The sequence below is a fragment of the Streptomyces afghaniensis genome, assembly GCF_044327915.1.
Classification (GTDB): domain Bacteria; phylum Actinomycetota; class Actinomycetes; order Streptomycetales; family Streptomycetaceae; genus Streptomyces; species Streptomyces afghaniensis.
Map to the genome: position 1 here is coordinate 769869 of NZ_JBIRGJ010000001.1, position 20264 is coordinate 790132.

Below are 20264 nucleotides of genomic sequence, written 5' to 3' on the forward strand. Positions count from 1 at the left end.
GGCAGGGAAAACCCTCGGTCGGGCCCGACAGACCCTGGTGGACGCGGGTGGGTCAGGTCGTGCGGCGGCCCGCCGCCAGCCGGACGATGTCCACCCGGGAACGGATCCCCAGCTTCCGGTAGACCCGGGTCAGGGTCGCCTCGACGGTCTTGACGCTGATGAACAGACGGCCCGCGATCTCCCGGTTGGTCGCGCCCTCCATCACCAGTGAGGCGACCTGACGCTCCATCGACGCGAGGCCCTCCAGCGCGTCGAGCGCGACGGGCGGTGCGACGGAGGCGGGCTCCACCGCCGCGGGACCGGCAGCGGCGGCCGCGTCGACCTGTCGCAGCCAGGGCAGCGCCCGGCAGCGCCGGAACAGCCGGGCTGCCTCGTCGTACGACGCCGGTCCCGACGGGGGAGTCCCGCCGGTGCGGGCGACACCCGCGGCCTGGGTGCGCAGCCGGGCCAGCGCGAAGGCCGCCCGGGCCTCCTCCAGGCCGTAGCCCAGCCTGCCGAGCCGGTCCTGAACGGACGTCAGCCGGACCAGGGCCGCCTCGTGTTCGCCGCGTGCCGCCCGCACCAGCGCCTCGGCCCGGTCGAGGACGGCCAGCACGCTCTCCCGGCCCAGGCGCAGCGCGTGCACCCGTGCCGTGTCGATGACGTCCTGGGCCTCGCCCGGTTCGCCGATGCGGACCAGGGCCTCGGCGAGATCGCCGTGCCAGCGGCCGCGCGCCGGGTCGTTGATGCCGAGGCCCTGCTCCAGCTCGCGCACCCGGCGCAGCGAACGGACCGCGGCCGCCGGGTCCCCGGACACCAACTGGGCGTAGCCCAGGGCCGCCAGGGCGCGGGACAGGTACATCTGGTCGCCGTCGACCTCGGCGTGGTCGGCCGCCTCACGGGCGAGGGCCAGCGCCCGGTCGACGTCCCCGGCGGAGGCCTCCGCGAGGGAGGCGAGCATGGCGGAGGCACCCTCGCCGATCCCGGCGTCCCGGGCGAGCCGCAGACTCTCCCGGGCCAGGTCCAGGGCCCGGCCGCAGTGCCCGGAGCGCAGTTCCGTGTCGGCGAGGAAGCGCAGGAAGTGCACCTCGCTCTCGACCATGCCGCGTCTGCGCACCTCGCGCAGCAGCGCGGTGATGGTCGCCCGCGCCTCGGGCAGCTGGTCGCTCATGATCAGCCAGCGGAACCGGGCCGAGCCGGCGCCGTTGTGATGGCAGGCCACATACGGGTCCTGCGGCTCCTTCAGTGCGCGTTTGACGGTCGCGGGGGCGTCCGGGTGGCCCATCAGGGTCTCGGTGGAGGCCTGGAAGGACAGCGCCATCAGCTCGGTGCGCCGGTCCTCGCCGCGGGCGGCCAGCGCCGCCGCGTGCGCGGCCTCCTGCCGGGCCTCGGCGAAGTCGCCCTCCACGACCAGGCCGCGCCAGGCCAGCTGGTAGTGGACCAGGGCGAGCAGCCGCGGGTCGTCGCCCGCGTCGGCCAGGACCTGCGGGAAGACGGCGTCGACGTCGCCGAGCGCCTGCCCCGCCGCCTCGATGACCACCATCCACGCCCGCACCCGCTCCGCGGGCACGGTGGCCCGGGTCAGCACGTCCCGGGCGATGTCCCGGGCGAGATCGGCCTCGCCGGCGGTGATCGCGTCCTCCGCGGCCTGCAGCCGCCGCTCGTCCGGGCCGGGCGCACTGTCCGCCGGGGTGTGCCGCGCCGCGAGCAGCCCGAGCGAGGCGGCGACCGACGGCGCCCCGCGGTCCCGGGCCAGCGCGGCGGCCTCCGCGAGCCGGGCCGCCACCTCCGGGTCGGTGCCCGTGGTCGCCAGGGCCAGATGGCGGGCCCGCTCGATCGGATCGGAGGCCGCCGTGGACAGCGCGGCGTGCACGGCCCGCCGCTCGTGCGCCGGGGCCTCCGCGTACAGCGCGGCCGAGATCAGCGGATGCGCGAACCGTACGGCGGGACCCTCCCCCTCGGTCGCCAGCAGCCCCAGGGACGCGGCCTGGGCGGTCTCGGCCTCGGCGTGCTCCCGGCCGGCCGCGTGCAGCAGCGCCAGCGTGGGACGGGCACCGGCGCTGGCCACGAGCAGGGTGCGGCGCGCCTCCTCCGACAGCATCTCCAGCCGGCTCAGCACCAGCGCCCGCAGCGAGGTGGGCACGGGCAGCGGCTCGCCGGGCCGGGGCCGGGTGGGGCTCTCGGCGAGGGCGCGGCCCAGTTCCAGCGCGAAGAGGGGGTTGCCGCCGCTGGTGCGGTGGATGTCGCGGACCGTGGAGCGGGACAGGGGCGTGTAGCCGCGGTGGTCGAGCAGTGCGGAGACCTGCGCACGGGACAGCGGGCCCAGCCGGACGGCGAGCGTGTCGGGCGGAGACGCGCGTAGATGCCGGTCGTACTCCTGGCCCTCGGTCCGCACCGCGCACAGCATCTGCACGGGCGTGTCGCCCAGCCGGCGGGCGGCGAAACCGAGCAGCTCGGCACTGGCCGCATCCAGCCACTGGAGGTCGTCGGCGACGACCAGCACCGGGCCCTTGGCGGCGAGGGTACGCAGCGCCGACAGCACGGCCAGGCGCAGCGCGAGCCCGTCGCGCTGGAGGGTGGACTCGCCGCGCCCGGTGAGCGCGGACTCCAGGGCGGTGCGCTGGGCGGCGGGCAGCGCACCGGAGACCTCGTCCAGGACCAGGCCGAACAGATCGGCCAGCGCCAGGAACGGCAGGTGGGATTCGGACTCGGTGGCCGAGCAGCGCAACACGGTCCGGGCCGCACCGCCGTAATCGGCGGCCAGCGCCCGCAGGACCGTCGACTTTCCAATTCCCGCGGGGCCGTGGAGCAGCACACTTCCGCCTCGGCCGAGCTGTTCACGCGCCGACGTGAACAGGTCCTCCCGGCCGATGACCACGTCGGGGCGGCTCCTGGGAGGCTCCTGGAAGTCCCGTGGCACGGTCACCGCTCCCCTCCGTGTGGCGTGTCCTGGCCAATATTAGGCAACAGCTCTTTGAATTTCGGACGGACGGTGTGGTGAGGGAAATAACAGCGGAGGTCCGCGCGTGAATTCATCGGTCTCCCGAATGCGGCGGAACACGGCGGTGGCGCCCGGTCGGGAACCCGTCGGCATATCGAACAGCAGGGGCAACGGAAAACATCACAAACCTACGGCAACCATCCCGCCCGGCGCGCCGCGACCACGGCCTCGCCCCGGGTCCGGGCCCGCAGCTTCCGCATGGCCGACCGCAGATACCCCTTGACGGTCTCGGGCGTCACGCCCAGCCGCTCGGCCGTGACCGCGTTCGTGGCCCCCGCGGCGACGCATGCCAGCACGTCCACCTCGCGGGGCGTGAGCCGGACCCGGTCCGACGGTGTGGTGTCGGACGTCAGCAGGGCACACGCGTCGAGCAGCTCGGCCCGCAGCTCCGGATCCGCGATCTTCGGGGCCAGCGCCCGCAGGGCCGCGTGCGCCTCCCGCACCTGTTCCCGCCCCGCGCCGGCCGCGCCCTCCGCGGCGAGCGTGCGGGCCTCCTCCCGCACGACCAGCGCCCGCTCCACGTCCCGTGCCGCCTCGACGGCCTCGTCCAGCATGCGCCCGCCCAGCGGCAGGGCCGTCCGCAGCGCCCCGTACAGCACCCCGCGCACCGAGTGCCGCACCACCACCGGCACGGCCAGCACCGAGCGCAGCCCCTCCACCGCCACCGGGGCGTCGTACTCGTGGCTGATCTGCCGCGACACCGAGTAGTCCGTCACCACGCACGGCCGGGCCAGCACCAGCGTCTTGCCGCCCAGCCCGTTCCCGGACGTCACGACCAGCGACCGCAGGGCGTGCGTCGCCGTGCCGCTCAGTTCGCTGATGCGCATCCGCTGCCCGGCCTCCATCAGGCCGCCGAAGGCGACCGGAAGGCCGGTGGCGCGCCGCAGCCGGAGCAGCGCGTTGCGTATCTCGAGCGCGTCGGACGCGTCTGCTGTCACCTGTTCGCCCCTTCATTACGGCTCCTGCGCGGGCGCACCCCCCGTTCGGGGGTAGTGAGACCTGCATCACGGATTACACGATGGCTCGGAGCCGCCCGGCAATGGTCCGGTACCAAGGAGGACACATGACATCGGCGACGGAGGCCTTCCGCAGCGCGCGGGACTTCCTGCTGGAGCACCGCGAGGACTACGGCACGGCCTATGAGGGCTTCCGCTGGCCCCGTCCCGACTCCTTCAACTGGGCGCTCGACTGGTTCGACGAGATCGCGCACGGCAACGACCGCGTCGCGCTGCACATCGTCGAGGAGGACGGCCACGAGACCCGGCTGTCGTTCGCGGAGATGTCCGTGCTCTCCGACCGGTTCGCCAACTGGCTGCGCGCCCGGGGCGTGCGCGCCGAGGACCGGATCCTCGTGATGCTCGGCAACCAGGCCGAACTGTGGATCACCGCGCTCGCGGCGATGAAACTGCGCGCGGTGGTCATCCCGGCCACCCCGCTGCTCGGCCCCGCCGACCTGCGCGACCGCGTCGAGCGCGGCCGGGTCCGGCACGTCATCGCGCGCTGTGAGGACGCGGGCAAGTTCGCCGAGGTCCCCGGCGACTACACGCGCATCGCCGCGGGAGCCCCGGGAGCCGTGCCCGAGGGCTGGCTGCCGCTGGAGGACGCCCACGGCGCCCCGTCCGGCTTCACGCCGGACGCCCCGACCCGGGCCGACGACCCGCTGATGCTGTACTTCACCTCGGGCACCACCGCCCGGCCCAAACTCGTCGAGCACACCCACACCTCGTACCCGATCGGGCACCTGTCGACCATGTACTGGATCGGCCTCAAGCCCGGCGACGTGCATCTGAACATCTCCTCACCCGGATGGGCCAAGCACGCCTGGTCCAACCTCTTCGCCCCCTGGAACGCCGAGGCGACCGTCTTCCTGCACAACTACACGCGTTTCGACGCCGCCCGGCTCATGTCCGAGATGGACCGGGCCCAGGTCACCACCTTCTGCGCCCCGCCCACCGTCTGGCGCATGCTCATCCAGGCCGACCTGACGCAGCTGCGCACCCCGCCGCGCGAGGTCGTCGCCGCCGGTGAGCCGCTCAACCCGGAGGTCATCGAGCAGGTCCGCCGGTCCTGGGGCGTCACCATCCGGGACGGCTTCGGCCAGACCGAGACGGCCGTGCAGGTCGCCAACAGCCCCGGCCAGCCGCTCAAGACCGGCTCGATGGGCCGGCCGAGCCCCGGCTACCGCGTCGAGCTGCTGGACCCCGTCTCGGGTGCGCCGGGCGCGCGCGAGGGCGAGATCGCACTCGACCTGTCGGACCGCCCCGTCGGCCTGATGACCGGCTACCACGGCGACGCGGACCGCACGGCGGAGGCGATGGCCGGCGGCTACTACCGCACGGGCGACATCGGCGCGCGGGACGAGGACGGCTACATCACCTACGTCGGCCGCGCGGACGACGTCTTCAAGGCGTCCGACTACAAGATCAGCCCCTTCGAGCTGGAGAGCGCGCTGCTGGAGCACGAGGCGGTGGCCGAGGCGGCCGTCGTGCCCGCGCCGGACGAGCTGCGGCTCGCGGTGCCGAAGGCGTACGTCGTCCTGGCGGCGGGCTGGGAGCCGGGCCCCGACACCGCGAAGGTGCTGTTCGAGCACTCCCGGGAGGCCCTGGCCCCCTACAAGCGCATCCGCCGCCTGGAGTTCGGCGACCTGCCCAAGACCGTCTCGGGCAAGATCCGCCGCATCGAGCTGCGTGAGGCCACGGCGGCCGGGTCGGACGCCGAGTACCGCGAGGAGGACTTCCGGTGATCTCGTACAGTCATGGAACCGGCGATACGGCTCTGCTCGGCGACACCATCGGGGCCAACCTGGACCGGGCCGTGGCCACCTGGCCGGACCGTGAGGCGCTGGTCGACGTGGAGTCCGGGCGGCGCTGGACGTACGCGCAGTTCGGCGCGGCCGTCGACGAGCTGGCCTCGGCGCTCCTCGCCTCCGGGGTCGTCAAGGGCGACCGGGTGGGCATCTGGGCGGTCAACTGTCCCGAGTGGGTCCTGGTCCAGTACGCCACCGCCCGCATCGGCGCGATCATGGTGAACATCAATCCGGCCTACCGCACGCACGAGGTCGAGTACGTCCTCAAGCAGGCCCAGATCTCCTTCCTGTTCGCCTCCCTCAGCCACAAGACGAGCGACTACCGGGCGATGGTCGGCCAAGTGCGGGGCAGGTGCCCCGAGTTGCGCGAGGTCGTCCATTTCGGCGACCCGAGCTGGGACGCGCTGCTGGGGCGGGGGACTCCCGGCGCCCGGATCACGGACGACGGCCTGTCCTGCGACGACCCGATCAACATCCAGTACACCTCGGGCACGACGGGCTTCCCCAAGGGGGCCACCCTCTCCCACCACAACATCCTCAACAACGGTTACTTCGTGGGCGAGTTGATCGCCTACACCGAGCAGGACCGGATCTGCATCCCGGTGCCCTACTACCACTGCTTCGGCATGGTCATGGGCAACCTCGCCGCCACCTCGCACGGCGCCTGCATGGTGATCCCGGCCCCGTCCTTCGACCCGAAGGCCACGCTGGAGGCGGTCCAGCAGGAGCGCTGCACCTCCCTCTACGGCGTCCCGACCATGTTCATCGCGGAGCTGAACCTCCCCGGCTTCGCCTCCTACGACCTCTCCTCCCTGCGCACCGGCATCATGGCGGGCTCGCCCTGCCCGGTGGAGGTGATGAAGCGGGTGGTCGCCGAGATGCACATGCAGCAGGTCTCCATCTGCTACGGCATGACCGAGACGTCCCCGGTCTCCCTCCAGACCCGGATGGACGACGACCTGGAGCACCGCACCGGCACGGTCGGCCGGGTCCTGCCGCACATCGAGGTGAAGGTCGTCGACCCGGCGACGGGAGTCACGCAACCGCGCGGCACGGCGGGCGAGTTGTGCACCCGCGGCTACAGCGTGATGCTCGGCTACTGGAACGAGCCGGAGAAGACCGCCGAGGCCGTCGACGCGGGCCGCTGGATGCACACCGGCGACCTCGCCGTGATGCGCGAGGACGGCTACGTCGAGATCGTCGGCCGCATCAAGGACATGATCATCCGGGGTGGGGAGAACATCTACCCCCGCGAGATCGAGGAGTTCCTCTACGCCCACCCCAAGATCCAGGACGTCCAGGTCGTGGGCGTCCCGCACGACCACTACGGCGAGGAGGTCCTCGCCTGCGTCATCCCCCTGGACCCCGCCGACCCGCTCACCCTGGACGAACTCCAGACCTTCTGTCAGGGCCGCCTGGCCCACTACAAGATCCCGACCGGGCTTCAGCTCCTCGACTCGTTCCCGATGACGGTGTCCGGGAAGGTGCGCAAGGTGGAACTGCGGGAGAGGTTCGCGGGCGGGCAGGGATAGAAGAGCGGTCCCGGTCAGTGCCGTGTGGTCCGACGGCTCGGCGCGGCGCACGACGATCGTGCCGGGTCCGATGTCGCCCATGGTGCGCATCGTGGCAGCGGCGCGGCCGGGCCGCGCGCGGATTTCCGCGGCCCGGTCACAGTGGTGCCCGCATGCACACGCGGGGCCGGCGGTCCAGGCCGTGTTCGGCCTCCGTCGCGCGGATCCCGCGCAGGCCGGGGGTGAGGTCCGCCTCGGACAGGGTGCGGAAGCCGAGGCGGGCGTAGTAGGGGGCGTTCCACGGCACCTCCGCGAAGGTGGTCAGTGTCAGGGCCGACAGGCCCTCCTCGCGGGCGCGGTCGGCGGCGTACGCGAGGAGTTGCCGGCCCACGCCCCGGCGCGCGGCGCGCGGATGGACCGAGACCTGCTCGATGTGCAGGGCGCCGTCCACGGGTTCGGCGATGAGGTACGCGGCCGGGTGGTCCAGCTCGTCCGCCGCGACCCAGCAGCGGCCCGCCCCGCGGTAGCGCTCCAGTACGTCGAGCGCGGGCGGTTCGTCGTCGGCGATCTCCGGCATGCCGAGGTCGCGGAAGGGGGCACCGGCGGCACGTTCGATGTCCTGGAGGCCGGGGAGTTCGGCGGCGGTCGCGGGGCGGATACGCATGGGACGAGTATGCGGCGCGGTGCACGCCGGGACCCGGTGGCTACTCTCGTTCCTCCACACCGGCTTGAACCGCGAGGGGGAGCAGACTGTGCGCGACGCCGCCGTGACGCCCGAGGGCGATCGGATCCGCTGGGTCGAACTGCCGGGACGGGAACCGCCACGCGTCTACGTGCACGGCCTGGGCGCCACGTCGCCCGCCTACTTCACTCAGGTCGCGGTCCATCCACTGCTGGCCGGCCACCGGTCGCTGCTGATCGATCTGCTGGGGCACGGCATCAGCGACCGGCCGGTGGGCTTCGACTACACCCTGGAAGCACACGCCGACGCCCTCGCCGAGGCGCTCACCGCCGCCGGCGTCACCGGGGCGGAGCTGATCGCGCACAGCATGGGCGGCTCGGTGGCCGTCGTCCTGGCCGCCCGGCACCCCCGCCTGGTCTCCCGTCTGGTCCTGGTCGACGCCAACCTCGACCCGATACCGCGCGCCCCCGGATCGTCGGGCAGCAGCGGGATCGCCGCCTACACCGAGCAGCAGTTCCTGGCGGGCGGGTGGGAAGAGGTCCGTGACCGGGTCGGCCCCCACTGGTGGTCCACGATGCGTCTGGCCGGCCGGGAAGCCCTGCACCGCAGCGCGGTCCACCTCGTCCGCGGCACCGTCCCGACCATGCGCGAACTCCTGCTGGACCTGAAGATCCCCCGTACCTTCCTGCGGCCCGAGGCCGACGGCCCGCTGCCGGGCACCGACGCACTCACCGCGTCCGGGGTGTCCGTCGTCGCGGTCCCGGACTGCGGACACAACATCATGCTGGACAACCCGGAGGCCTTCGCCCGCGTCACCGCGGCGGCGCTCACGGACCAGGAGCACGACCGGGACCCGTCAGAGCGCCGGCCGGGGCGTTCACCGGCCGCGGAGTGCCGGTGAGGTCGAGGACGAACAGGGGGATGCCGAGGGCGTCGGCGCGGGCCCGGGCGTCGTCCGCGTACCCGGCGAGGGAGAAGCAGAGGCAGTCCGCCGACTCCGTCATGGCCGTCAGCCACAGGCACTCCACGTCCCGCAGGGTCGCCGGGCGCACGCACGGGTCGACCAGCGCGACGACACCGCGTGCGGCGAGACCGATCCCGGACGGCGGGCGCTGGTCCGCACGCCGGACGCCCGGGTAGCCGAGCCAGCGCAGATACAGCGCGGCGGCGGTGACGGCGTCGAGCGCGGTACGGATGGTCACGGAACGGAAGGGCGGCCGCGCGCCCCCGGCACTGCCGGGGGCATCGGCCCCGGCATCGGCGTCGGAAGGGGCAGGGGGTCGCCCGGCGCCGGCCGAGGCAGGGGGTCGCTCGGCGTCCGATGAGGCGGCGGTCCGCTCGGAGGCGCCCGAGGCGAAGGCCCGCTCGCCGGGGGCTGCCGCACCGCGCGGCCCGGTCGCCTTGCCCGGGCCCGGCACGGCCTCCCGGCCGACCTCGGCGCCGGCGTCGACAGTGAGGTCCCGCTCAGAGCCGGGACCGCCGTCGGTCGCCCTGTCCTGGCCGGTCGTGCCGCCCGGCGTGAGGCCCTCGGCGGCCGCCGTGTCCTGGTCGACGGTCCTGCCGTCAGGCCTGAGACGCTCGTCCCCTTCCGGGCCCCGGCCCGTCGAACCGCCCGGGCCGACCGCGCCCCGCTCCTCCGTCACCGGCACCCGCAGGACCGCCCCGCACGGGCATCCCACCTCCGGCCGTGGCCACTCGCCGCGTCGGCCGCAGCACTCGCACCGAACCGTCACCCAGTCGTCCTGCCAGACGCGATGGGAGACGGGCGTCACCGTGCCGTTCCGGTCGAGCCGCGGGGCGACGGGCGCTCCGCAGACGCACGGGTACGACGGGGCCGTGAAGCGGTGCTCCCGTCGGCAGGACGGACAGCGCACCGGCACGCTCTCGGCCATGACCACTCCCGTACGGCGTCACATCGGGACAGCGCGTCCATCGTGCGCTGCCGAACCCCTGCCTGTCCGCCGCTTGCCCGTCTCTTGACGCCCTTCGCCCGCCCCGCATACATTCATTCCAGATAGTAGAAGTTACTTTCCATAATACGGAAGAGCTCACCGCGGGGCGCGACGGGAGTGCGAATCCGACAGCCGAAGCAGGAGTACTCGATGGCTCGAATGACCGCTGCCCGCGCGGCAGTTGAGATCCTCAAGCGGGAGGGCGTCACCGACGCGTTCGGTGTCCCGGGCGCGGCGATCAACCCCTTCTACGCGGCGCTCAAAGCCTCCGGCGGCATCCACCACACCCTCGCCCGCCACGTGGAGGGCGCGTCGCACATGGCCGAGGGCTACACCCGCGCCCGCGCCGGCAACATCGGCGTCTGCATCGGCACCTCCGGCCCGGCCGGCACCGACATGATCACGGGCCTGTACTCCGCGACCGGCGACTCCGTCCCGATCCTGTGCATCACCGGCCAGGCCCCGACGGCCGTGATCCACAAAGAGGACTTCCAGGCCGTCGACATCGCCTCGATCGCCAAGCCGGTCACCAAGATGGCCGTGACCGTGCTGGAGGCCGCGCAGGTCCCGGGCGTCTTCCAGCAGGCCTTCCATCTGATGCGCTCCGCCCGCCCCGGCCCGGTTCTCATCGACCTGCCGATCGACGTCCAGCTCACGGAGATCGAGTTCGACCCGGAGACGTACGAGCCGCTCCCGGTCTACAAGCCCGCCGCGACCCGCGCCCAGATCGAGAAGGCGATCAGCATGCTGAACGCCTCCGAGCGACCGCTGATCGTCGCGGGCGGCGGTGTCATCAACGCCGATGCCGCCGAACTGCTCGTGGAATTCGCCGAGTTGACCGGCACCCCGGTCGTCCCCACCCTCATGGGCTGGGGCGTCCTGCCCGACGACCACGAGCTGAACGCCGGCATGGTCGGCCTGCAGACCTCGCACCGCTACGGCAACGCGACCTTCCTGGAGTCCGACTTCGTCCTCGGCATCGGCAACCGCTGGGCCAACCGCCACACCGGCAAACTCGACGTCTACACGGCCGGACGGACGTTCGTGCACGTCGACATCGAGCCCACCCAGATCGGCAGGATCTTCGCCCCCGACTACGGGATCGCCTCCGACGCCAGGGCCGCGCTGGAGCTGTTCGTCGAGGTGGCGCGCGAGCTGAAGGCGGCCGGCAAGCTGCCCGACCGCTCCGCCTGGGCGGCCTCGGCGCAGGAGCGCAAGGCGGCCCTCCAGCGCCGTACGCACTTCGACGACATCCCGATCAAGCCGCAGCGCGTCTACGAGGAGATGAACAAGGCCTTCGGACCGGAGACCCGGTACGTCTCCACCATCGGCCTCTCGCAGATCGCCGGCGCCCAGATGCTGCACGTGTACCGGCCCCGCCACTGGATCAACTGCGGCCAGGCCGGTCCGCTCGGCTGGACCATCCCGGCCGCCCTCGGCGTCGCCAAGGCCGACCCGGAGGGGTCCGTCGTCGCGCTCTCCGGCGACTACGACTTCCAGTTCATGATCGAGGAGCTGGCCGTCGGCGCGCAGCACAAGATCCCGTACGTCCACGTCCTCGTCAACAACTCCTACCTGGGCCTGATCCGCCAGGCGCAGCGGGCGTTCGACATCGACTTCCAGGTCAACCTGGAGTTCGAGAACATCAACGCGCCCGAGCTCGGCGTCTACGGGGTCGATCACGTCAAGGTCGCCGAGGGCCTCGGCTGCAAGGCGATCAGGGTGACCGACCCGGGCGAGCTGGGCGCCGCGTTCGAGCAGGCCAAGAAACTCGCCGCGGAACACCGGGTCCCGGTCGTCGTCGAGGCGATCCTGGAGCGCGTCACCAACATCGCCATGTCGACGACCAACGACATCGGCAACGTCGTGGAGTTCGAGGAGCTCGCCACCGAGCCCGGTCACGCACCGACCTCGATCAGGACGCTGAAGGTCTGACACCCGCGCAGCACAGGGGCGGTCCGTCCGGGAGGACGGACCGCCCCTGTCGCGTTCACGCGTTCACTACCCGCCTCCGCCCCCGCAGCCGCCTCCGCCCCCGCCGCAGTAGGAGTGGCCCGCGCTGCTGCCTCCGTACGGACCGCGCGCGTGCTTGAGGAGGTCCTTGCCTCCCACCTCGACCCGGCGGATCAGACCCGCCCGCAGGGCGAAGCGCGGCACCAGCAGCCGCAGGGCCGCCTCGCCGTGCAGCGCGACGGCCAGCAGCCGGTCGTCGTCGGTCAGGCCGCGCCTGCTCGCGGGCAGCGGGTGGCGCTGCCGCAGCTCCCGCACATGGCGGCGGGCGCCGCGCGTCGGGCCGAGCAGCGGGTAGCGCAGCAGGCCGGCATCCGCGAGCGGGATGCGCATCAGAGCCAGTGCGAGCCGTACGTCCGGGTCCTTGGCCAACGTCCGGAGACCGGCGGGCTCGTGGAGACAGGCGTGCACCTCCTGGGCCAGGGGAGACGGCGGCCGCTCGGCGCTCACGGCGTCCGCGACGCCCGCCCGCACCGTCCCCGGCCGGTCCGCTTCCACCAGGCCCCGCAGATACAGGTCCACCACGGCGACGGTGACGGCGGCCCGGGGGCCGTCCCCCAGCAGTGCGATCTCGTGCGGCTCCAGCCGGACCGCCGTACCGTCGCTCATGGCTTCACCCCCGTACTGGGGCCCGCCGCCCCCGTGCCGGCGGGTCCCGTGTGCCGAGAATGTGCCCGGCCCCGGGGGCGGTTGAAGCCCCCGGGGCCGGGTTCAGAGGTTCATTTGAGGGTTCCGTACGAGGCGTACGACCGGTGCCGTACGCGCGCCCGCGAAGGGCGGGGCGTGTTCACGCCTGGTGGTGCTCCGACAGTCCCGGCCAGTCGTCCGGGCCGCCGCCCTGCCACTCGACGAGGTCGCTCTCCGCCACATCGGTGACGTAGAGGTCGGCCAGTCGCAGGATCTCGGCGACGTCGTCGGCGTGCGTGGCCACGCCCAGGGGCTCCTCGCCCAGGGTGACCCGGCGGGATCCGTCCAGGGCGGGGGGATGGACCACGACATGCGGGTGCTCGGTTGGATGTGCCATGCCTTCAGGCTGCTGCGGCCGGGCTGGTTCCGCACCCCGGGGCCGATGAGTGTGAGGACCGCGGCGGGTGCGACGGAGTCCGGGACGGGCTTCCCTCAGGTCGAGAAGCCCGTCCGGGTCCTTCACCACCGCACTGGCTCGCATTCCGCCGCGGTCCGCGCCCTGCCCGCGTCCGTGCCCGGGGCGACCACCCCTCATCCGGGTCGCCCGGGCGGTCGGACGCGGTCAGGGAGTTCAGTCCTCGCGCAGGGCGCGGACCGCCTCCTCCACGCGCCGCCCGTACTCGGGGTCGGCGGCGTGGAAGTGCGCGAGGTTCTTCTCGATCACGTCGTCGCGGGAGACCTGCGAGAGGCCGCCGGCGATGTTCGCGACCAGGCGGGACTTCTCCTCGGCGGACATCAGCCGGTACAGCTCGCCCGCCTGGAAGAAGTCGTCGTCCTTGGTGTGGAGGGGCGCCGCGTGGGTGCCCGTGTGGCCGGTCACCGCCAGCGGGGCCGACAGCGGGCGGCCGGTCTCCACCGGGCCGTCGTAGGAGTTCGGCTCGTAGTTCTTGGCGTACCGGCCCTGGGGGTTGGACGCCATGAGCCCGTCCCGGCCGTAGTTCTCGGCGGTCGTGGCCCGGGGCGCGTTGACGGCCAGCTGCGTGTGGTTGACGCCCAGGCGGTAGCGGTGGGCGTCCGCGTAGGCGAACAGGCGGCCCTGGAGCATCTTGTCGGGCGAGGGGCCGATGCCCGGCACGAAGTTGTTCGGGGAGAACGCGGCCTGCTCGACCTCGGCGAAGACGTTGTCCGGGTTGCGGTCCAGCACCAGCCGGCCCACGCGCCGCAGCGGGTGGTCGGCGTGCGGCCAGACCTTGGTCAGGTCGAACGGGTTGAAGCGGTACTCCGCCGCCTCGGCCGCCGGCATGATCTGGACGTAGAGGGTCCAGGACGGGCGCACGCCCCGCTCGATGGCCTGGAGCAGGTCCGTCTGGTGGGAGTTCGGGTCCTTGCCCGCGAGCTCGGCGGCCTGCTCGCTGCTCAGGCAGCGGATGCCCTGGTTGGTCTTGAAGTGGTACTTGACGAAGAAGGCCTCACCGCGGGCGTTGGTCCACTGGTAGGTGTGCGAGCCGTAGCCGTTCATGTGCCGGTACGAGGCCGGGATGCCGCGGTCGCCCATCAGCCAGGTCACCTGGTGCGTGGCCTCGGGGGAGTGCGCCCAGAAGTCCCAGACGTTGTCCGGCTCCTGACGGCCCGTGAACGGGTCGCGCTTCTGCGAGTGGATGAAGTCCGGGAACTTGACCGGGTCCTTGATGAAGAACACCGGGGTGTTGTTCCCGACGAGGTCGTAATTGCCCTCGGCTGTGTAGAACTTGACCGCGAAACCGCGCGGGTCGCGTACGGCGTCCGCGCCGCCGAGGCTGTCGGCCACGGTCGAGAAGCGCAGGAACACCTCGGTCCGCTTCCCGGCCTCGCCGAGGAAGTCGGCGTGGGTGAACTCCGTGACGTCGTCGGTCACCTCGAAGTGCCCGTAGGCGCCCGAGCCGCGGGCGTGCACCACGCGCTCCGGGATGCGCTCGCGGTTGAAGCGCGCGAGCTTCTCCAGCAGGTGCTGGTCCTGGAGCAGGAGCGGGCCGCCGACGCCGGCGGTGGCGGAGTTCTGGTTGTCGGCGACGGGGGCGCCGGACTCGGTGGTGAGCACGCGCTGCGACATCGTGACCTTCCGTACGAGAGGGCAGCGGAAAAATGTTTCCGCTTTGTGGAGCCTAGGGTCGGGGCGATCGGAGCGTCAACAGTTTGTTGAAGTGATGGGCATGGCTGGGTCCGGGCGGCGCCGCCCCTTTGGGCGCGACAGGACATGTGTCAGCGGCGACGCCGCCCGGGGACTTGGGGACCCCCGGGTCAACAGGGGGGTCCGGAGGGCGTCAGAGCTGCGCGCCCGAGAGCCGCTCCACGGCCCGCAGCAGCGCCGAGTGGTCCAGGTCGCCGTCGCCCTGCGCGCGCAGGGACGCGACCAGCTGGGCGACCACGGCGCCGACGGGCAGGGCCGCGCCGACGTTGCGGGCGGCGTCCGTGACGATGCCCATGTCCTTGTGGTGCAGGTCGATCCGGAAGCCCGGCTTGAAGTCCCGGCCGAGGAAGTTGGCCTTCTTGCGGGTCAGTACGGTCGAGCCGGCGAGACCGCCGTTCAGGACGTCCAGGGCGGCCTTCAGGTCCACGCCGGACTTCTCCAGGAAGACCACGGCCTCGGCGCACGCCTGGATGTTCACGGCGACGATCAGCTGGTTGGCGGCCTTCACGGTCTGGCCGGAGCCGTGCGGGCCGCACAGCACGATGGTCTTGCCGAGCGCCTCGAAGATCGGCTCGGCCTGGTCGAAGTCGGCCTGCTCGCCGCCGACCATGATGGACAGCACGGCCTCGATCGCGCCGGCCTCACCGCCGGACACGGGGGCGTCCAGGACGCGGATGCCCTTGTCCTTCGCCGCCTTCGCCAGGTCGACCGAGGTCTGCGGGGTGATCGAGGACATGTCGATCAGCAGGGCGCCGGACTTCGCGTTCTCCAGGATGCCGTCCGGGCCGTAGGCGATGGCCTCGACCTGCGGGGAGGCCGGGACCATCGTGATGACGACGTCGGCGTCCCGCACGGCCTCGGCGATCGAACCGGCGGCCGTGCCACCGGCGGCGGCGAGGCGGTCGAGCTTCTCCCGCTCCAGCGTGTAGCCGGTGACGTCGTAACCCGCCTTGATGAGGTTCTCGGACATGGGGGAGCCCATGATGCCGAGGCCGATCCAGGCGATCTTGGGAAGGGCGGTGGTGGTCATGGTGGGGGTGCCTTTCGGTACGGGGGTCAGCGGGGCAGCCAGTCGAAGGCCTCGGTGCTCGGGCGGTCGCCCGGCTTGTACTCGAGGCCGACCCAGCCGTCGTAACCCGCCTTGGTCAGCTGGTCGAGGAGGTCTTCGAGGGGCAGCGAGCCCGTCCCGGGGGCACCGCGGCCGGGGTTGTCGGCGATCTGGACGTGGCCGGTCCGCGCGGCGTACCGCTCGATCACCTGCGGCAGGTCCTCGCCGTTCATGGACAGGTGGTAGAGGTCCATGAGGAAGCGGGCGTTGCCCAGCCCCGTCGTGTCGTTGACCTTGTCGACGACGCCGACCGCGGCCGGTGCCGACACCAGCGGATACGACGGTGACTCGGGCTGGTTGAGCGCCTCGATCAGCAGCATCGCGCCGATCCGGTCAGCGGCCCGGGCCGCGAGCACCAGGTTCTCCAGGGCGAGCTCGTCCTGCTCGGCCGGGTCTACGCCCTCGACGCGGTTGCCGTACAGCGCGTTGAGCGCCTTGCAGCCGAGAGCGGCGGCGAAGCCGGCCGCCACGTCGATGTTGGCGCGGAACCTCTCCGACTCCTCGCCCGGGATCGACAGGGCGCCACGGTCGGGGCCGGGCAGCCGGCCGGCGTAGAAGTTGAGGCCCGTGAGCTGGACGCCCGCGTCCTCGACGGCCTTCTGCAGCGCGTCGAGCTCCGACTGTTCGGGGGTGGGCGAGTCGATCCAGGGCCACCACAGCTCGACCGCCGTGAAGCCGGCCGCGGCGGCGGCCGCGGGGCGCTCCAGGAGCGGGAGTTCCGTGAAGAGGATCGACAGGTTGACGTTGAAGCGCTGGTCTGCGAATCCCATCGGGCCGCGCTCCCTTCGGCTCTGTTCCGCATTGTGGAAGTTGCTTTCTGCTTAACGGAAGAGTGCCGTCGGGTGTCGCGGCTTGTCAAGGGGGACGGGGAGCGGTCGCGCGAGGCCGGTGGGTGGGGTGTGTCCCGCCGCGGCGGGACACCGGCGGGCGCTCCCCGCCCGCCCGCGACTCATCGAAAAGGGCCGGACGGAAAGGTCGTGTCCGGATGCCGCCGCCGAATTCGAGCCAGTTCAGGAGTGCGGTTTCCAGGAGTCGGGGCTATCCCGCTGACCGAAAAACGCCCTTCTTCACGAGTGGCGGAAGACCTGGTTCGCGGATCATTGATCTTGCAGGCCGGAACGGCATCGGTTAGCGTGTCTGCGCTTTGCAATCCGCGTCATCAACGGGGGTAGGGCATGAAACCGCGGATCGGTGTCACCGCGCGCTTTCGATCGGCAATAGAAAGCCATTGTCTGCATGCCGGTTATGTCCATCACGTCATTCGGGCAGGAGGTATTCCACTCGTCATTCCCTGTGTCGACGACAAGCTCGCCGATGCGTATCTCCCGCACCTCGACGGCCTCTTGCTCACCGGCGGTGAGGACATCGACCCCGCCCATTGCTCGGGTACCGAGAGACAGCCGGACTACCAGTACCAGCCCGGCCGTGACGTCTTCGAAATCCGGCTTGCCGAAGCGGCACTCGAAGCCGGGCTGCCGGTCCTCGGTATCTGCCGCGGCTGTCAGGTTCTCTACACCGCCACGGGCCATCCGCTCATTTCCCACATTCCGGATGTCAACGGCGGCAGCGTCGCCCACCGGACTTCCCTGACGGAGACCTCGCGGCACCGCGTCACCCTCACCGGGGGCAGCGCCGTCGCGGCGGCGTACGGCCGGCCCGCCGTGACCGTCACCTCCTACCACCACCAGGGGCTGGGCCCCCTGGCGCCGGACGGTCGCCCCTGGCGGGTCACGGCCCGCTCCGACGACCGGCTGGCCGAAGCGATCGAGTACGCCGGCGAGGCCTGGGCGGTGGGCGTCATGTGGCACCCGGAGCTGCCCGTGGAGGACACCGGCGACCTCGCCGACCCGCTGATCTCGGCATTCGTCGCGGCGGCGGGAGGCGAGCGCTGATGTTCGAGGTCCGACGCCTCGGCCCCGAGGACCTCGACACGCTGCTGGACCTCCAGGAGCGCGTCAAGTCCTCGCTCCCCGACCCGGACGTCTTCCAGACCAGCACGCCCGAGTTCATCTCCTACTGCCTCGCCGACGGCGGGCTCGCTCACGGCGTGACGCACGGCTCCGGCACGGTCGCCTACCGGATGGTCTACTTTCCGCGCGACCGGGATTTCAACCTGGCCAAGGACACCGCGCTGCCGCCCTCCGAATACGCCCGGGTCGCGCACTGGGACACCATCGCGGTGCTGCCCGAATGGCGTGGCCGCGGACTTGCCCGGCTGATGAATACCAGGGCCCTCGCCGATGTCGCCGCCCTCGACATCCGGCACCTCTACGCCACCAGCTCGCCGATGAATCCGAACGGCGTCGGATCACTGATGCGGGCGGGATTCCGCCCTATCCGGCTCGTCACCAAATTCGGCGGAAAACTCCGCTTCCTCTTCTACCGCCCCACCCCGGCCCCCTGGCCTCCGGCACGGAACGGGCAAGAGGAGCGGTCCGTAGGCCTCTCCGCCACCGGCGAACTGGAAAAAGCGTTCCTCGAAGGCTGGGTCGGCGTCCGTCTCGGCACTGACGACCGGTCGGGCCCGAGGCTTTCCCTGCAACGACATTCGCTGCCCTTCACCGACGAGCAGCCCTGAACAACACCGGTGGCATTCACGCACTCTTACGGAAAGCGGAACGTTGAAGACGATCATCACCACCCCCGGTTCCGAGCTGGCGTACTCCGACTTCCTGCGCGGCGGAAACATCGTCCACCTCCCCGACCTGGACACCGCGCCCGCCGACGAGCTGCTGCGCGAGGTGACCGCCCACGGCGCACGCGGCCTGATCATGTCCAGGCGGCCACCGGAAGCCTTCCTGCGGCACTGGTGCGCAAGCGTGCCCGGGACCACGTACCTGTCGTACGTCACCGGCACCCCGAGCCGCTCCGCACCCCGGGACCTCGTCGAGTTCAACCACCCCGACGGCGGCCTCGCCTCGATCGCGACGGCCCTGAGCGGCTTCGAGCGGCGCTTCACCCTGCAACACGCCCCCGCACAGCCCGGGTTACCCGCCACGGGCAGCCGCGAGACCGTGCTGATCGGCGCCGGCGTCGTGAACCTGGTGACGGCCCTGTACCTGTGGCGGGAGGGCTACCGGGTCACCGTCCTCGACCGCTCCCCGGCCCCCGGCGGCGAGCACTGGCGCCGGTACGGCTGCACGCACGCCGGCGACGACGCCCGCATGTTCACGTTCACCGAGATGGACGGCTACAACAACCAGGACTTCCACGGCCGTCCGCCGGCGCACTTCCGGCTGCCCGTCGACCGCGGAGGCTGGCTCGCCGCCGGCGACCGGCCGCTGTCCGCCCCGGAGCGCGCCTGGATCGAGGAGTTCGAACGCGTGCCGTCCTGGCTGGCCCGCGCCTACAACCAGGACATCTTCGCCTTCACCGCCGAGGCGTTCCACGAGTGGACCGCCTTGCGCCAGGAGCACCCCGGCCTCTTCGAGGACGTCGTCCTCACCGACGGTGTGCTGCGTCTGTACGCCGATCCGGACCACCACCGGGCCGCCCTCGCCCGGCACCGCGCCCTCGGCGCTCTCGCCCGCGAACTCACGCCCGGGCAACTGGTCCGGGAGTTCCCGGGACTGGCCGGCGCCTTCGAGACGGGCGCCCTGGCCGGCGGGTTCCTCGTGCCCGGCTTCACCGTCGGCGTGCACCGGTTCACCCAGCGGCTCATCACCTTCCTCCAGGAACGCGGCGTGGTGTTCCACTGGGACACCCCGGTGCGATGGGTCCGGCGCGACGGCACGGGAGCCGTGACCGGGTTCGACTGCCCGGTGCCCGTACCCGCGGACGCACACGTGGTCGCCTCGCCCGGAGCCGACGGCCGGACCCTGCTCATGGGCTCGCCCTGCGAGGGCCGGATCCAGGGCGTCCTGGGCGGCTGGATGCGGATCGGCAACGAGCACGCACGGCTGCCGCACTCGCTGAAGGTCGGCCGCAGGGGCCATGTCACCGAGGACGCCAACGTGACGGTCGCCCGCGACGGCGACGGCCGGCCGACCCTGATCGTCGGGTCCGGGTACGGCTACACGGGCGTCGGCACCGACGCCGACGAGTCCCAGCTGGACGCCATCCGGCTCGGCATCATCGACACCATCGAACGGCTCTTCCCCGACCAGGCCCACCGCTCGGCGTCCTCACGGCCCGCCGACAACTACGACTTCAAGTACTGCGTCCGTCCCTGGACCGCCACGTCACTCGGCATCTACCACGCGGAGACCACCGCACACGGCCGCCTCTTCGTCATCAACGGCGGCCACAACACCGGCGGTTTCGCACAGGCACCCGCCGTCGCCCGGGCCGTCCTCGCCTCCCTCGGCGACCAGCCGCACCCGATGCACGCCCTCTACCACCCGGAACGCTTCACCGCCTTCATGACGGACGCGGCATCCGTCGGCACCGCCCCCAGGGCACCCGCCGCGTCCCGCAGCTGA

16 protein-coding genes are annotated in these 20264 nt (G+C 72.1%); 7 read left to right on the forward strand and 9 right to left on the reverse strand.

Features of this window, described 5'->3' with window-relative positions; all coding sequences use genetic code 11:
• Positions 1–52 precede the first annotated feature (52 nt).
• Positions 53–2905 (reverse strand): helix-turn-helix transcriptional regulator, encoded by a 2853-nt coding sequence (locus ACH4G3_RS03115; RefSeq protein ID WP_397622803.1) that lies wholly within the window; start codon positions 2903–2905, stop codon positions 53–55.
• Between the two features lie 203 nt (positions 2906–3108).
• On the reverse strand, positions 3109–3918 hold the full coding sequence (locus ACH4G3_RS03120) for a helix-turn-helix transcriptional regulator (RefSeq protein WP_397622804.1): 810 nt from the start codon (positions 3916–3918) through the stop codon (positions 3109–3111).
• A gap of 125 nt (positions 3919–4043) precedes the next feature.
• Here ACH4G3_RS03120 and ACH4G3_RS03125 point away from each other — a divergent pair, with 125 nt between their 5' ends.
• Both ACH4G3_RS03125 and ACH4G3_RS03130 read left to right on the forward strand, forming a co-directional pair.
• The gene (locus ACH4G3_RS03125; RefSeq protein ID WP_397622805.1) at positions 4044–5723 is read left to right on the forward strand and encodes an AMP-binding protein; all 1680 of its coding nucleotides are present in this window, start codon (positions 4044–4046) and stop codon (positions 5721–5723) included.
• A complete protein-coding gene (locus ACH4G3_RS03130) occupies positions 5720–7318 on the forward strand; it encodes an AMP-binding protein (RefSeq protein ID WP_397622806.1) in 1599 nt (532 codons plus the stop codon). The genes ACH4G3_RS03125 and ACH4G3_RS03130 overlap by 4 nt, the downstream gene beginning before the upstream one ends.
• A gap of 136 nt (positions 7319–7454) precedes the next feature.
• Here the strand turns inward: ACH4G3_RS03130 and ACH4G3_RS03135 are convergent, their stop codons facing one another.
• Complete coding sequence (locus ACH4G3_RS03135) at positions 7455–7961, reverse strand: GNAT family N-acetyltransferase (protein WP_397622807.1); 507 nt, start codon at positions 7959–7961, stop codon at positions 7455–7457.
• Positions 7962–8049: 88 nt separating this feature from the next.
• On the opposite strand from ACH4G3_RS03135, the gene ACH4G3_RS03140 reads away from it, so the two are divergent.
• Positions 8050–8880: an alpha/beta fold hydrolase gene (locus tag ACH4G3_RS03140; RefSeq protein WP_397622808.1), complete on the forward strand. Its 831-nt coding sequence runs from the start codon at positions 8050–8052 to the stop codon at positions 8878–8880.
• Here the strand turns inward: ACH4G3_RS03140 and ACH4G3_RS03145 are convergent.
• Positions 8807–9871 carry a hypothetical protein gene (locus ACH4G3_RS03145; protein WP_397622809.1) on the reverse strand — a complete coding sequence of 355 codons (1065 nt, stop codon included), beginning with the start codon at positions 9869–9871 and terminating at the stop codon, positions 8807–8809. The two genes, ACH4G3_RS03140 and ACH4G3_RS03145, sit on opposite strands and share 74 nt — an antisense overlap.
• A gap of 210 nt (positions 9872–10081) precedes the next feature.
• Between ACH4G3_RS03145 and gcl the strand changes: the two genes are divergently transcribed.
• Entirely contained in the window at positions 10082–11866 is a 1785-nt protein-coding gene (gene gcl, locus ACH4G3_RS03150; RefSeq protein ID WP_397622810.1) for a glyoxylate carboligase, read from the forward strand.
• Between the two features lie 66 nt (positions 11867–11932).
• Here gcl and ACH4G3_RS03155 read toward each other — a convergent pair whose 3' ends face one another.
• The 5 genes from ACH4G3_RS03155 to ACH4G3_RS03175 all read right to left on the reverse strand — a co-directional run bounded on the left by ACH4G3_RS03155 (position 11933) and on the right by ACH4G3_RS03175 (position 16613).
• Positions 11933–12550 carry a DUF2207 domain-containing protein gene (locus tag ACH4G3_RS03155; RefSeq protein ID WP_397622811.1) on the reverse strand — a complete coding sequence of 206 codons (618 nt, stop codon included), beginning with the start codon at positions 12548–12550 and terminating at the stop codon, positions 11933–11935.
• Between the two features lie 178 nt (positions 12551–12728).
• Positions 12729–12965 (reverse strand): hypothetical protein, encoded by a 237-nt coding sequence (locus ACH4G3_RS03160; protein ID WP_397622812.1) that lies wholly within the window; start codon positions 12963–12965, stop codon positions 12729–12731.
• A gap of 234 nt (positions 12966–13199) precedes the next feature.
• Complete coding sequence (locus ACH4G3_RS03165; protein WP_397622813.1) at positions 13200–14657, reverse strand: catalase; 1458 nt, start codon at positions 14655–14657, stop codon at positions 13200–13202.
• Between the two features lie 211 nt (positions 14658–14868).
• Positions 14869–15765 (reverse strand): 2-hydroxy-3-oxopropionate reductase, encoded by an 897-nt coding sequence (locus ACH4G3_RS03170; RefSeq protein ID WP_397622814.1) that lies wholly within the window; start codon positions 15763–15765, stop codon positions 14869–14871.
• 26 nt (positions 15766–15791) lie between these two features.
• A complete protein-coding gene (locus ACH4G3_RS03175; protein WP_397622815.1) occupies positions 15792–16613 on the reverse strand; it encodes a TIM barrel protein in 822 nt (273 codons plus the stop codon).
• 405 nt (positions 16614–17018) lie between these two features.
• Between ACH4G3_RS03175 and ACH4G3_RS03180 the strand changes: the two genes are divergently transcribed.
• Genes ACH4G3_RS03180 through ACH4G3_RS03190 form a run of 3 tightly spaced genes read left to right on the forward strand, consistent with a single transcriptional unit; the run spans position 17019 to position 20264 of the window.
• Positions 17019–17735, forward strand: coding sequence for a gamma-glutamyl-gamma-aminobutyrate hydrolase family protein (locus ACH4G3_RS03180; protein ID WP_397622816.1), 717 nt, complete (start codon positions 17019–17021; stop codon positions 17733–17735).
• Positions 17735–18421 carry a GNAT family N-acetyltransferase gene (locus tag ACH4G3_RS03185; protein WP_397622817.1) on the forward strand — a complete coding sequence of 229 codons (687 nt, stop codon included), beginning with the start codon at positions 17735–17737 and terminating at the stop codon, positions 18419–18421. Before ACH4G3_RS03180 ends, ACH4G3_RS03185 begins: the two co-directional genes overlap by 1 nt.
• 43 nt (positions 18422–18464) lie before the next feature.
• The gene (locus tag ACH4G3_RS03190) at positions 18465–20264 is read left to right on the forward strand and encodes an NAD(P)/FAD-dependent oxidoreductase (RefSeq protein WP_397622818.1); all 1800 of its coding nucleotides are present in this window, start codon (positions 18465–18467) and stop codon (positions 20262–20264) included.